Genomic DNA, 13,304 nt, shown 5'->3' with positions numbered 1-13,304 from the left:
AGGGGGTGTCCTTCAGTCGGCCAGGCCTGCGTTTTTCAGCGCTTTGTCGATCCAGCTCTGATGCTTGGCGCCCGTGGCGATTTCGGCTTTGACCTCTTCTTCGTGCGCCGCATGCTGGGCGGCGCGGCGCAACACCTCGGCGGCGTCCGCTTGAGAAAACGCGACCAGCCCGTCTTCGTCACCCACCAGGATGTCGCCCGGGTTGATCAGCATGCCGCCGATGGACACCGGCACGTTGACCTCGCCGGGGCCTGTCTTGTAAGGGCCGCAATGCACCACGCTGCGGGCGTAGCAGGGGGTGTCTTCAAAGCTGGCTACGTCACGAATGGCACCGTCGATCACAAAGCCGACGCAGCCGCGTTGCTGGGCGTACAGCTTGACCAGCTCGCCGATCACCGCGTTGTTGGTGTCGCCCTGGGCGTCCACCACCAGCACGTGGCCGGGCTCGAGCATCATCATGGCCTTGTAGATCAGCAGGTTGTCACCCGGGCGGGTTTTTACCGTGATCGCGGTGCCCACCAGCTTGCCGGTGCGGTTGTAGCGGTTCAGGCCACGGGCGCCGATGTGCCGGCCCAGGTTGTCGCTGATGTGCGGGGTCACCACATGGGCGAACGCCTGCACCACGTCGGCCGAGGCCAGGGGCGGGTTGGGCAAAATACGGGAACCGGGCAAAGACATGGGGCAACTCCACTTGTTGTTCTGGATGGCCCGATCTTAGGAGTGATAAATAGATAGTTTTAGCGATATTTTATGATCTGTTATGATCGCTTTTTTTCATGAGGTGCGTGGCGTGATCACCTTCAAGCAAATTGACGCGCTGTACTGGATCGCCGAGCTGGGCAGTTTTGAAGCGGCGGCGAGCAAGTTGAACATGTCGCAATCGGCCATTTCCAAGCGCATCCAGGAGCTGGAGGACACGTTCGATGTGCAGATCTTCGACCGCAGCAAGCGCAATGCACGCCTCACCGAAAAAGGCGGCGAACTGCTCAACTACGCCAAGGACCTGCTGGAGCGGCGCGACTACCTGCTCGAGCGCGTCAGCGCCCGCGAAGTGCTGGTGCGCAGGTTTCGCCTGGGCGTCACCGAACTGACGGCGCTCACCTGGTTACCGGCGCTGGTGCAGGCGCTGCGCGAGGCGTATCCCAAGGTGCAGATCGAGCCGTCGGTGGAGCTGAGCAGCGAGCTGTTTCGCAAGCTGGAAAACGACCAGTTGGACCTGGTGATCGTGCCCGACGTGTACAGCGACGCGCGGTTTCTGGCCACGGCCCTTGAGGACGTCGAAAACGCCTGGATGTGCGCGCCCGAACTGGTGCCGGAAAACGACCCGGTGAGCCTGGCCACCCTGGCCAATTTCACGGTGCTGACCCAAGGGTCGCAGTCGGGCCCCGGGTTGACTTACGAGCGCTGGCTGGCGGCGAACAATGTGCAGCTGCCGCGCACCTTGACCAGCCACAACCTGCTGGTGCAAGTGGGGTTGACGCTGTCGGGGGTGGGGGTGAGTTATTTGCCCAAGGCCTGCCTGTCGCACCTGATCGAAGAGGGCGCGTTACGCGAGCTGATCACCGAGCCTGCATTGCCCAAGATCCAGTACGTGGCGATGCACCGGGTCGACCGCCAGTTCGGCCTGAACCGGCAGGTGGCTCAGCTGGCCCTGCAATGCTGCGACTTTTCGCGCCTGTTGCTCTGAACGAGGGGTCAACCCTGGGCGCACTCGGTCGCCAGGGCCGCCAGTGACAGCGTCAGTTCTTCGTGCCCGTGCTTGAGAAACGCCAGTTGATAATTGACCGGTACGGGGCGCACTTGCACGTCCATCTCTTGCAGTTCGCCGCGCTGGATCGCTTCGGCAAACAGGGCCCTGGGCAGGCAACTGATGCCGATCCCCGCGCGAATCAATGCCACCAGCGCAAACAGGCTGTTGCTGCCGTACACGTGCCGGGCCTCGATGCCCGCCTGCGCAAACAGGCGCTCGGAGCGCTGCGTAATACCCGAGGGCCCGCCTTGCACGATGATCGGCCACTGCGCCAGTTCCTCCAGTGACAACACCCGGCCCGGGGCAATGCTGCCGGGGGGCGCGAGCCAGGTGAAGTCCACGCTTTGCAAGGCAATGGAGGCCATCGCCGCCGTGACGTAATCCTGTGGGATCACCACCAGGTCCAGGTCGCCCGCAAGCAGTTTTTGTTGCAGGCGCGCCGACAAGTCCACCTCCGGGTGCAACGACAGCGTCGGGTGCGCCAGCCGGGCACGGGCCACGAACGTCGAGAACCAGGTGAGCGTCACCAGCTCCGTGACGCCTACGCGCACGGTGCGCTGAGGTTTGCGCGAGGTGCCGCGCAAGGCCTCCAGCCGCGCCAGGCTGTCGATCAAGCCTTCGCAGGCCTCCAGCAATTCGGTGCCCTTGGCACTCAGGTGCGCCTTGGGCCCCGCGGCCTCGAACAACGGCAGGCAGGCTTGTTTTTCCAGCGCTTGCAGGCGCTTGGTGGCGGCCGACTGGGTGATGAACAAGCGCGTGGCGGCGCGCTGCAAGGTGCCCAGTTTTTGCGTCCAGTAGAACGCTTCGATCTGCTTGATATTGATCATGTGGGCGCGCTCGCGTGGTAAGGGCGGTGGAGGTCGCAGTGGGCGCTCATCAGCTCGATCACATGCCGGTGGAACGGGCTGTAGCAGTCGGCGCGTGCCAGGGCCACATAGGGCGTCACGGGCAAGGGCGGCTCCACCGCAAGCTTGACCAACTGCCCGCTGGCCACGTGCGAGGCGGCGGTGGAGTCGGGCAGGTAGGTCACGCCCAGGCCCGACACGGTCAGGCCCACGAGTGCCGCGAGGCTGCTGCACGGGATGTGCGCGCGCGAGCCGGTCTGGTGCGTGGCCAGCCACTGGTCCACCAGCAGGCCGGAGCCGGAGAGTTTGCCCTGGGTCAGCAAGGTGCAGCCGCTCAGGTCGGCAAGGCTCAAGGTGCGGCGGTGGTCGAGCAGGCCGGGGGCGCAGAACCAGTAACTGTGCACCTGGTCCAGCGGCACTTTGACCAGGCCGTTGGAGTTGAACGCGTCGGGCACCACGATCACGTCCACCTGGCCCGCCACGAGCAAGGCATGCAGGCGCACGCTCAGTTCCACTTCCGGCTCGATACGCACCTTGGGGTAGTGCGCGGCAATCGCCTGGACCAGCCGGGGCAGCCACGTCAGTGCGCTCAGTTCGGTGATGCCGATGCGCAACGTGCGGCTGAGCACCTCGGGGCCGATCAGGCAGTCGTACACGATCTCGCGTTGCAGCAACACTTGCCGCGCCTGCGCCACCACCTCGGCGGCCTGCGGGGTGGGTTTGGCGCTGCGCCCGCTGCGGTCGAACAGGGCAAAACCCAGCCAGTGTTCCAGGTCCTGGATCTGCCGGGTGATCGCCGATTGCACCAGCCCCAGGCGGGTGGCCGCGCCCTCGAACGTGCCGTGGTCGACCACGGCCACCAGGGCTTCGAGTTGTGTGAAGGTGGCCATTTGGGCGCTCTCATCTGTATTTGGAATATTTTTAGTTCACGCAATATCCCTATGTCTACTGAAAATTCCTCGGCAATATCCGGCGCACGGCCTACCGTCATGAGTATCTGCTCCTGAGGTGGCCGACCATAAGTCCAATAAAAACGGTGACCCGATGAACGCCGAACACAAACCGACCAGCCGTTTCCGGTGGGTGGTGGCAGCCCTGTTTTTCCTTGCCTACATGGTCGCGGGAGCCGACCGTGCCAACATTGGCGTGGTGGTGCCGTTCATCAAGGAGGAATACCACCTGAGCAACACCGACATCGGTGCGCTGGCCAGCCTGTTCTATTTGACCTACGCCCTGGTGCAGATCCCGGCGGGCTACCTGTTTGGCCGCTTTGGCATTCGCAAACTGTTGACCGGCTCCCTGGTGCTGACCTCCCTGGCCACCTTGCTGATCGGTTTTACGTCCAGCGTGCTGCACCTCAAGTTGGCGCGTGCCCTGTTGGGCGCGGCGGAAGGGCCGATCAACATCGGCATCGTCTCGATCATCAACCGTTGGTTCCCGCCGAGCGAGAAGGGCCTGGCCACCGGTATCTTCATGTCGTCGATCAAGGTGGCCCCGGCGCTGGTTCCGCCGCTGTGCGCCTGGATCGTGCACGTCTATGGCTGGCGCGAGGTGTTTTACTTCTTTGCCGTGCCGGGGTTTTTCGTGGCGCTGCTGTGGTGGTGGCTGGTCAAGGACGACCCGGCGGACAGCCCGCACGTGTCGGCCAGTGAAGTGCGTCACATCCAGGGCACCCAGCCCCAGGGCCAGGCCGCTGCACGGCACGGGGTGCGTATGCCGGGGTGGGTGGACAAGCTGATCCGCACCCGCGAGGTGGCGCTGCTGGCCACCAACAAAAGCATCCTGATGTCGTGGGACGTGTGGGCCTGCGCCATCGGCTATTTCATGATGGTCGGCATCACGTATTCGATCATGACCTGGGTGCCCACCTACCTGATCACCGTCAAGCAGTACTCGGTGATGAAGATGGGCGCGGTGGCCGCAGCGCCGTGGGTGGGCGCGGTCATCGGCAATATCCTGGGCGGTTGGCTGTCGGACCGGGTGTTCGACAAGCGCCGCAAGCCCGCCATGCTGATCAGCTCGCTGGCCACCGTGTTCATGATGTACGTGCTGCTGGAATCACCAGCTGATCCGGCGCTGTTGGCGGGCGTGTTCCTGCTGGCCGGCATTTTGTTGAACATCGGGTTTTCCACGTTCCTGGTGTACTGCATGGGCCTGGTCAACAAGGAGCGCGTGCCGTTCGCGTCTTCCATCGTCAACACCGGCGGCTCGCTGGGCGGGGCGTTCGCACCGTTCGTGGTGGGCCTGTTGCTGGACAGTTTCAACTGGAACTACGTCTTCGGCTTTCTTGGCCTGAGCTCACTGATCACCTTTGTGATCGTGCTGACCATGATCGAGCCCCGCGCCAAGCCCTGACTCCCCCCACTTTTTTGAAGGATTGCGTATGAGCGTCGCGTCGCGCGTTTTGCAGGTTCGTCGGCTTGATCTGTGGATCAGCCCCGCGTTCGACCAACGGGTCGGTGGCCAGGAACACCTGGCGCTGCAGGTGCTGCCATATCGGGGTGACGATGCGCGCACCCTGGCGGGCCTGCGCCAGGCCCATGCTTACCATGTGTCGGCGGCCAAGGATGAACTGCCGTCGCCGTGGTTCGTCAACGAGGCGCTGATCCAGCAATGCCCTGACTTGCTGTGCGTGTCGTCCGGCGGTGCAGGCTTTGACACCGTGGACCTGGCGGCCTGCACCCGCGCGGGCATCGCGGTGGTCAATCAGGCCGGGGCCAATGCCCATTCGGTGGCCGAGCACATGTTTGGCTTGCTGCTGGCGGTGGTCAAACGCATCGTCGAGTCCGACGGGCGGCTGCGGCACCAGAGCGGTTTCAGCCGTGAAGACCTGATGGGCGAAGAGATCCATGGCAACACCCTGGGCCTGATCGGGCTGGGTGAAATCGGACGGCGTGTGGCCCGTATCGCCGAGGGTTTTGGCCTTGAGGTGCTGGCGTACGATCCGCACCTGAGCGCCGACGAGATCCGCGCCCGTGGCGCCCAGCCCGTGGCACTGGACGTGTTGCTGGCGCGCAGTGACTACGTGTCGTTGCATTGCCCGCTGAATGCCGACACCCACCACCTGATGGGCGCCGAGCAGTTCGCGGCGATGAAGCCCGGCGCGGTGTTCATCTCTACGGCGCGCGGCGGTATTCATGACGAAGCGGCGTTGTTCCAGGCGCTGAGCAAAGGCCATCTGAGCGGGGCGGGGCTGGATGTGTGGGCCTGCGAACCCCCGGCCCACGACGCGCCGTTGCTGAGCCTGCCAAATGTGGTCGCCACCTTTCACACGGCAGGCGTCACCCACGGCGGGCGCCGGAACGTGGCGGTGTCATCGGCCAACCAGATCATCGCCGTGCTGCGCGGCGAGCGCCCGCCACACTTGCAGAACCCGCAGGTGTGGGAGTGGGTGCGTGAGCGGGTGCTCAAGGCCGCGAGCGCGTAATGGGCGGCGCGCCGGGTTGCTTTAGGCCCCGGCGCGCAGCAGCGTTGAAACCAGCGCCACGTAGTCATCCAACGGGTCGACCGAGCGTTCCACCTTGGCCCGCAGCACGGTGCCTTGCAGCGTGTTGACGATGAAATTCGCGGTGCTTTCAGGGTTCAGGCCCGCACGAAACTCACCGTTGGCCACCCCCTCGCGCACCATCTGCGCATAGGGCGCCGCCCACTGCTCGAACAACGCGACAAGGGTGCCGCGCACGTCTTCTGAGCGGGTGGACATTTCTGCCGCCAGGTTGCCGATCAGGCAGCCGTAGTGCAGCGTGTGCTCGCCGCCACCGCCAGTCGACAGGCTGTTGAGCCCCGCAAACTTCTCCCACACCGACAGCGCCGGGTTAGCCATCAGGGCTGCCGCGTGCTCGGTCCATTGCTTGAAGTAGCCCTTGAGCGCTTCGTTGGCAAAGGCTTCCTTGGAGCCGAAATGGCCGAAAAAAGAGCCTTTTTGCATGCCGGCCTGCTCGACGATGGCGTCGACGGAAGAGCCCGCATACCCGTGGCGATGCAACACCTCGATGCCCGCTGCGAGCAAGTCGTCTTTACGTGAGGGTCGCCCCATGGCGTGCCTCCTTTCCCGAAATTATTTGAAAAGAGTTTAGGGCGCCCCCTTGACGAAGGTCAAACCGACTGGTCAGTATATTTACTCCATTTGCCCAACCTCTGACAGGACCCTTGCACATGACCCAGACAGTAGTGGTGTTTTTCTCTGGCTACGGCCACACCCGCCGCGTGGCCCAAACCGTGGCCGAAGGCGCGAATGCGCAACTGGTGGAAATCGACGAAAACGGCAACGTGCCCGACGACGCTTGGGACGTGCTTGCCGCGGCCGACGGCATCATCTTTGGCACACCGACCTACATGGCCAACAGTGCGTGGCAGTTCAAGAAATTCGCCGACGCCACCGCCAAGTGTTGGTTCACCCGGGCATGGCAAGACAAGGTGTTTGGCGGCTTCACCGTGAGCGCCAGTTTCAACGGTGACAAGCAGGTCACGCTGATCGGCCTGCAAACCCTGGCATCGCAGCACGGCGGCATCTGGGTGAGCCTGGGCTTGCTGCCCGCCAACACCCTGGCGGCCACGCGCAATGACGTGAACAACCTGGGCGGCTCGGTGGGGCTGCTGGTGCAGGCGCCGTCGGATGCCGACGCGTCGGCGATTCCGGACGGCGACATCAAGACCGCACGCTTGTACGGTGAGCGTGTGGCGACCATCGCCGGTCGTCTCAAGCAGACCGCTTGATAGTCGCGCGGTAAAACGGCGGCGCTGGCAGGCCGGCGCCGCTGTTGACGGGCAGGGTTATGGCCGGTACTCGGCCGCATGCCGACCCAGGTGTTTCTCGATGTCACCCGGGGTTTGCAGCCCTTTGCCCACCAGCGACTTGAGCCGTGCCTGGGCGCCCGGGCGCTGGACCGAGGTGATGAACGCGTCCCAGCCTGGCTGCATTTCGGCATCGGGCGGCAGGCTGGCCAGGTTCACCAGTTTCTTGGTGTCGATCAGGGCCTGATGGTCAAAGCCTGCGATGCGCCGCGCCAAGCCATCGACGAAACCGTCCAGCTCGGCATCCGGCAAGGCGCGGTTGACATAGCCGTAGCGCTCGGCCAGGTCGCCGTTGATATCGTCCGAACCCAGCAGGATCTCCAGCGCCCGACTCCGGCCCACCAGCCGAGGTAGGCGCGCCATCGGGCCACCACCGGCGACGAAACCTGCGCTGACTTCAAATTGCGACAACACCGCTTTTTCGCGGCTGGCAAAGCGCATGTCAGCCGCCAGCGCCAGCTCACTGCCAATACCGGTGGCGCGGCCACGAATCGACACGATGGTGACCACATTGAGGCGTGCCAGGCGCACCATCAGGTCGGGCACCGGGTGCATGCCGGTGGGGCCTGGGGCCATGCCGGTGGAGTCTTGTAGCGGTTTGAGCAAGTCGTAGTGGGCGATGAAATAGTCCGGCACCGCGCTGTCGAACACCACCACCTGCACGGTGGGGTCGGCCTCGATCTGGTCGACGATGCTCACCAGTTCACGCACTTCGCTGGGCCCGACGATGTTCAGGGGCGGGTTGGCAAAGGTCACTTCCCAGTAGGCCGGGGTCTTTTTGGTCAGGCGAATTTTTGCCGCTGCCGTGCTGGCGGCCGAGGCCTGGGGCCGGGCCGCAGGTGATTGCGCCAGGGCCTGGGTGGACAAAAAGACCGTCGCGCACACAAGCGCCGCCAACGTGTTGAGCGTGGTTGTTTTCATGGGGCATTCCGCTGTGAAAAGAAGGGGGGTGTTGCGCAACGTCTCCACTGTATTTATGTGGCGGATGCTGATAAATATGGCAGCGGATATTTGAGTTGATACTTGGTGTAATCAATCATGAAACGGCATTTTGAAGATTTGCAGCTAGGCAGCATCGAACTGTTTTGCCTGGCCGCCGAAGCCAGCAGCTTTACCGCCGCCGCGCAGATCGCCGGGGTCACGCCCGCGGCGGTGAGCCGCAGCATCTCGCGGCTCGAAGAGCGCCTGGGCTCGCGGTTATTTGTGCGCACCACCCGCAGCATCCGCCTGACCGATGGCGGGCGGACCTTTTTCGAGCAGTGCCGCCAGGCGCTGACCCAACTGGTGGAAGCCCAGCAAGAAATGATGGGCGCCCAGTCGGTGCCGTCCGGGCTGCTGCGCATCAGTATTCCGACCACCTACGGGCACCACCGCATCCTGCCGCTGCTGCCCAGGTTTCGCGCGTTGTACCCGCAGGTCAGCGTGGATATCCACATCAGCAACCGCAACATCGACTTCGTCGCCGAGGGCTACGACCTGGCCATCCGCGTGCGCGCCCAGCCCGACTCCAGCCTGATCGCACGCCTGCTGGAAGACGCCAAACTGGTGGTGGTGGCCACCCCGGCCTACCTGCAACGCGCCGGCACCCCGCAGACCCTCGACGAGTTACCCGACCACGAATGCATCCAGTACGAATTGCCCAGCAGCGGCCGACGCATCTCCTGGTTATTCCAGGACGGGGGCAAGGAGTGTGAGTTCTCCGGCGAAGCGGGCTACAGCTGCTCAGACGATGTACTGGGCGGTGTGACCCTGGCCAAACACGGCGCCGGGTTGTTTCAGACCTACAAGTTCATCGTCGAGGAGGAACTGGCCGACGGCAGCCTGGTGGAGGTGTTGCAGCCTTACAGCGGACGCTCACGGCCCTTTACGTTGCTGTACCCCCACGGGCGCTACCTGCCGCATCGGGTGCGGGCGTTTGTGGACTTTTTGCTGGAGCACCGTGCCGAGTGGGCTGCATTGTAGCGGTCCACGGCGATGCTCAGGTACGCCCCACCGACCCGCTCACCGGCAGATTGCCGAGCAGTTTGAGCCCGGTGGCTTTGACGAACGCGGCATAGTCCATCGGTTTTTCGATGCGGGTTTCGGCGTTGGGCAGTACGTACGCCCAGGCCCGTTTGGACGAGGCGTCGTACACCAGCTTGAACAGGCGGGTCGGCACCCAGACCTGGTTGTCGCCGATGGTGGTATAGCCCTGATCGAACAGCGGGCCGGTAAACACATACACGTCGCCACCGGCGCGCAGGGCGAACTTTCTGACGTCGGCCTCGACCTTGCTCCAGATCTTACGGTTGTTGGTGGGGTCTTGCGGGACCATGTTCGACAACGCGAAGGACTGCGCCATGGCGTTGGCGTCGGGGGCGTCGGCGGCCGGGGATTGGTGGCCACGGTCCATGGCCGGATGCTGGCCACGGTAGTCACTCAGCTCGGCGCGTGCGCCCTTGGGGATGCGCGGGTCCGGGTAGAACTGGTTGGTGCGCTCCTCGCCCTTGGCCGCCTGCAATTGGCCTGCATTCAGACGCTCGACCACCACCAGCGGGGTCTTGCTGGTTTGCGAATACAGCACCGCGAAGTGGTCGGAGCACAGCGCCATGGGTTTCATGCTGGCGGGTACGGTAGCGGTGTTGATCGGTTGTGCAGCTGGGAACAGGGCGGCGCAGCCGTCAAACGAGGCGCGTTGTTCCTGGCTGGAGTAAAGGCCGAGCGCCGCGCTCTGGCTGATCGAGCCTGAACGAGGCGCGTGTTCCTGGTGTGTGGCAGGAGGGGTGATGAGGTCCAGCAGGCCACGGGCGTGTGCGCCAGTGGAGAGCAGGGCAAGGGCTGACAGCCCCACGGCAAGGTTGCGTAGGTTCATGCGTTAAATCTTCAGAGGAAAAATGAGAGACAAGCGTGCGAGCGGGGGTTATTGACCCGAGGAATACGGATAAGTGCTGCGCTGCGTTTAGATTTTAATCGCGGCGTTTATAAAAAAGGCCAGCGTTTGCCACTGGCCCCGGCGCACGGGTCAACGCGTGACCGTGGCAATGAAGTCCCGCAGGTCCGCCAACAGCAGCGCCGGCTGTTCCCATGCGGCAAAATGCCCCCGCGCCGCCCGAAACCCCTCGGCATTCTCAAGCCGCCATTTCAGCTGCGACCGACCCTATCCTGGTGATGGGCGCTGGCGAGTTGGGGATGGCAGTGCTGCGCGCATTGGCCGTACAACCGACGGCGCGGGTGGCGGTGATGCTCCTACCGTCGAGTGTCGATGCCACGCCTGGCCACCAACGCCAGGCCCTGGGCGAGCTGAGCGCCCTGGGACTTGCGTCCAAAAACTGCCGCCGTGAGCGCGTGAGCGCCAGTCAATGATCTATCACGCCTGAGGCCGCATTGGAGTGATGACGAGCAGTACTGGGACGGCGACGGCTTGTTCATCATCCGCGCCACCTCGATTCAACACGCCAAGGAAATAGCCGCCCAAGACCCTATGCATCAGTGCGGCGCACGCACGTTTTCCGTGCGCCCGTGGTTGGTCAATGAAGGGCGGCTGAATGTGTCGGTCGAATTCTCGACCGGCAAGTTCACGTTGAGTTAACGGCCAGCGGCGCTCGAAACGGGCGCGGGTTTTCTGGCCGGACGCGGTGGCTGTGGGGCCATCGCGGGCCAGCCCGCGCACATCGGTTTCGAGGGGGGAATGCCTTCAAGGGGGAGCGGTAGCGCCGGTCCCCAAAAGCTGCTCCACATAAGCGACAAAGGCGCGGGCCTTGGCACTGGCCATGCGTCCCGTCGGGAAGATTGCCCACAGGTCCAGCGCCGGCAGTTCCCAGTCTTGCAGCACGCACACCACTTCGCCGCTCGCCAGCTCGGGGGCAAACATCCATTGCGAAGACAGCGTGAGGCTGTAGTTGGACAAGACCGCCGTACGTACGCCCTCGGCCGCATTCACCCGGATGCGGCCGCCGATCGTGACTGGCACCTGCTCTGCGTCTTTCTTGAACACCCACGCTGTACCGCCGCCGCCCATCGCATAGATCACGGCCTCGTGGTCCACCAGTTCTGCCGGTGAGGTGGGGATGCCATAGCGCTCGAAGTAAGCGGGGGTGCCGATGACCCGGCGCGGGCTCTGGGCAATTTTCCTGGCCGTCAAACTGGAGTCGCTGAGGTGGCCCATTCGCAGGGCAACGTCCACGCCTTCTTCAATCAGGTTCATGGACCGGTCGTCCAGCCGCACATCAACATCCAGCTGCGGGTGCAGGTCCAGGAAGTGTCCCAGGTGGGGAAGGATGTGCAACCTGGCAAACGTCACCGTCGTAGACACCCGCAAGGTCCCCGTCAACCCGGCCGCTTCGCCACGCGCCGCCCGTTCGGCTTCGTGGGCGCCATCGATGACTTTTTTGGCCTGTTCAAAAAACAGGGTGCCCGCCTCGGTCGGGGACAAGCCGCGGGTGGAGCGCGTAAGCAAGCGTACGCCCAGGTGGTCCTCCAGTTGCGCAATGGTTTTTGAAACAGCCGGTTGTCCCACGTTCAGGCGCTTGGCCGCCGCAGAAAAAGAACCCGTCTGCACCACATAGACAAAGGTTTCCATTGCCGCCAGCCGATCCATCTTATTCTTCCTCGGAATGAGTCATATCACCTAAAACAGTCTGCCGGTAATGCCGCAGGGCGTGCAAAATTTTTTCGGCCGGTCATCAGGCTTCGGAACAACACGCATGCCCCTTAATCGCCAGAGGTATTCACTCGTGCTGCAAGTTTTCGCGTTTGCCACAACCAATGATGAACCCCTTGTTCTCTGCCATCACTGTGGGGCCTTATCGCCTCAAACACGGCGTCGTCATGGCGCCCATGACCCGCCTGCGTTCAGGCGCGGGGGGCGTCCCGGGTGAGCTGATGGCGAAGTATTACGCCCAGCGCGCGACCGACGGTGGGTTGATCATTTCTGAAGCGTCGCCGGTTTCCAGAAACGCCTATGGCTACGCGCATGCGCCGGGCATTTATACCCAGGCCCAGGTTGAGGGCTGGCGCAACGTTGTCGCTGGCGTACACGGTAAAGGGGGGCGGATGTTCCTGCACCTGTGGCACGCCGGTCGCCAATCGCATGCCTCGCTTCAGCCCGGTGGCGGCGCCGCGGTGGCACCGTCGGCTATCCAGGCCCAAGGTGAGGCCTACGGCAACGCAGGCCCGTAGCCTTTGGCAGGCCGCGAGCGCTGGCCTTGAGTGAAATCCCGGGCATCGTCGAGCAGTTTCGCAACGCTGCGAAGCGGGCATTGGACGCAGGCTTTGACGGCGTGGAGATCCATGGCGCGAACGGCTACCTGCCGGATCAGTTCCTGCAAGACGGCACCAACCAACGCACCGACGCCTACGGCGGCCCGGTCGAAAACCGCGCACGGGTCATGCTCGAAATCACCCAAGCCGCGCTCTCGGTGTGGGGTAAGGGCAAGGTCGGCGTGCGTATCAGCCCCAGCAGCCGTTTTGGTTCAATGTTTGACAGCAACCCCAGGGCCACCTTTGGTTACCTTGCTGCTCGATTGAACAACATGGACCTTGCCTACCTGCATGTCATTGAGCCGCGCATCAGCGGCACTGAAACCGTAGACGAATATGCAGGCCCCGTGGCCGTCGAACACTTGCGTCATATTTTCAAGGGCACGTTGATCGCCGCCGGTGGTTTCAGCGGGCCTACCGCCGAGGCGCTGCTGGCCAGCGGCAAGGCCGATATGGTTGCCTTTGGCCGCGCGTTCATCGCCAACCCGGACTTGCCGATGCGCCTGCGCAACCGGCTGCCGTTGACCCTGTATGACCGCGAGACGTTCTATAGCGCGGGCGAGCGGGGGTATACCGACTATTCGTTTGCGGTATGAGGCCAGGTTTGGACACGGCAGGCACCGATAAAACGTTACGCATGGCGCAGGTCCTGCTCGACCTGCTGGAAGAAACACAGG

The 13,304-nt window shown here is 63.6% G+C and carries 14 protein-coding genes and 1 pseudogene; 8 read left to right on the top strand and 7 right to left on the bottom strand.

The annotated features are described in order from the left end of the window. Positions 1-12: 12 nt before the first annotated feature. Positions 13-678, bottom strand: coding sequence for an RraA family protein (locus ACW9H9_RS14105; RefSeq protein WP_457343809.1), 666 nt, complete (start codon positions 676-678; stop codon positions 13-15). Between the two features lie 112 nt (positions 679-790). On the opposite strand from ACW9H9_RS14105, the gene ACW9H9_RS14100 reads away from it, so the two are divergent. Beyond that, positions 791-1,687 carry a LysR family transcriptional regulator gene (locus tag ACW9H9_RS14100; protein WP_457343826.1) on the top strand — a complete coding sequence of 299 codons (897 nt, stop codon included), beginning with the start codon at positions 791-793 and terminating at the stop codon, positions 1,685-1,687. Positions 1,688-1,695: 8 nt separating this feature from the next. Here the strand turns inward: ACW9H9_RS14100 and ACW9H9_RS14095 are convergent, their stop codons facing one another. Then, on the bottom strand, positions 1,696-2,577 hold the full coding sequence (locus ACW9H9_RS14095; protein ID WP_457343808.1) for a LysR family transcriptional regulator: 882 nt from the start codon (positions 2,575-2,577) through the stop codon (positions 1,696-1,698). Next, entirely contained in the window at positions 2,574-3,485 is a 912-nt protein-coding gene (locus ACW9H9_RS14090; protein WP_457343807.1) for a LysR family transcriptional regulator, read from the bottom strand. Before ACW9H9_RS14090 ends, ACW9H9_RS14095 begins: the two co-directional genes overlap by 4 nt. Before the next feature lie 154 nt (positions 3,486-3,639). Here ACW9H9_RS14090 and ACW9H9_RS14085 point away from each other — a divergent pair, with 154 nt between their 5' ends. Next, positions 3,640-4,950 carry an MFS transporter gene (locus ACW9H9_RS14085; RefSeq protein WP_457343806.1) on the top strand — a complete coding sequence of 437 codons (1,311 nt, stop codon included), beginning with the start codon at positions 3,640-3,642 and terminating at the stop codon, positions 4,948-4,950. A 28-nt stretch (positions 4,951-4,978) separates the two neighbouring features. Then, a complete protein-coding gene (locus tag ACW9H9_RS14080) occupies positions 4,979-6,022 on the top strand; it encodes a hydroxyacid dehydrogenase (protein WP_457343805.1) in 1,044 nt (347 codons plus the stop codon). Positions 6,023-6,043: 21 nt separating this feature from the next. Here the strand turns inward: ACW9H9_RS14080 and ACW9H9_RS14075 are convergent, their stop codons facing one another. Continuing rightward, on the bottom strand, positions 6,044-6,631 hold the full coding sequence (locus tag ACW9H9_RS14075; RefSeq protein ID WP_457343804.1) for a TetR family transcriptional regulator C-terminal domain-containing protein: 588 nt from the start codon (positions 6,629-6,631) through the stop codon (positions 6,044-6,046). Between the two features lie 119 nt (positions 6,632-6,750). On the opposite strand from ACW9H9_RS14075, the gene ACW9H9_RS14070 reads away from it, so the two are divergent. Beyond that, entirely contained in the window at positions 6,751-7,311 is a 561-nt protein-coding gene (locus tag ACW9H9_RS14070; protein ID WP_457343803.1) for a flavodoxin family protein, read from the top strand. Between the two features lie 57 nt (positions 7,312-7,368). On the opposite strand, the gene ACW9H9_RS14065 is transcribed toward ACW9H9_RS14070, so the two are convergent. Next, positions 7,369-8,310, bottom strand: coding sequence for an enoyl-CoA hydratase/isomerase family protein (locus tag ACW9H9_RS14065; RefSeq protein ID WP_457343802.1), 942 nt, complete (start codon positions 8,308-8,310; stop codon positions 7,369-7,371). A 117-nt stretch (positions 8,311-8,427) separates the two neighbouring features. On the opposite strand from ACW9H9_RS14065, the gene ACW9H9_RS14060 reads away from it, so the two are divergent. Continuing rightward, positions 8,428-9,351, top strand: coding sequence for a LysR family transcriptional regulator (locus tag ACW9H9_RS14060; RefSeq protein ID WP_457343801.1), 924 nt, complete (start codon positions 8,428-8,430; stop codon positions 9,349-9,351). A 16-nt stretch (positions 9,352-9,367) separates the two neighbouring features. Here ACW9H9_RS14060 and ACW9H9_RS14055 read toward each other — a convergent pair whose 3' ends face one another. After that, positions 9,368-10,240 carry a DNA/RNA non-specific endonuclease gene (locus ACW9H9_RS14055; protein WP_457343800.1) on the bottom strand — a complete coding sequence of 291 codons (873 nt, stop codon included), beginning with the start codon at positions 10,238-10,240 and terminating at the stop codon, positions 9,368-9,370. A 212-nt stretch (positions 10,241-10,452) separates the two neighbouring features. On the opposite strand from ACW9H9_RS14055, the gene ACW9H9_RS14050 reads away from it, so the two are divergent. Both ACW9H9_RS14050 and ACW9H9_RS14045 read left to right on the top strand, forming a co-directional pair. Next, positions 10,453-10,731 (top strand): hypothetical protein, encoded by a 279-nt coding sequence (locus tag ACW9H9_RS14050; RefSeq protein ID WP_457343799.1) that lies wholly within the window; start codon positions 10,453-10,455, stop codon positions 10,729-10,731. Between the two features lie 58 nt (positions 10,732-10,789). Beyond that, positions 10,790-10,957, top strand: a complete 168-nt coding sequence (locus tag ACW9H9_RS14045; protein ID WP_457343798.1) for a hypothetical protein — start codon at positions 10,790-10,792, stop codon at positions 10,955-10,957. Positions 10,958-11,062: 105 nt separating this feature from the next. Here the strand turns inward: ACW9H9_RS14045 and ACW9H9_RS14040 are convergent, their stop codons facing one another. After that, positions 11,063-11,965, bottom strand: coding sequence for a LysR family transcriptional regulator (locus ACW9H9_RS14040; RefSeq protein WP_457343797.1), 903 nt, complete (start codon positions 11,963-11,965; stop codon positions 11,063-11,065). Between the two features lie 170 nt (positions 11,966-12,135). Here ACW9H9_RS14040 and ACW9H9_RS14035 point away from each other — a divergent pair. Continuing rightward, positions 12,136-13,223: pseudogene (locus tag ACW9H9_RS14035) on the top strand (alkene reductase). The last annotated feature ends 81 nt before the right edge of the window (positions 13,224-13,304 follow it).

It is taken from the genome of Pseudomonas sp. SDO5215_S409 (assembly GCF_054071325.1).
The sequence above is the reverse complement of the archived record's forward strand: the minus strand, read 5'-3'. Positions and strand labels throughout refer to the sequence as shown.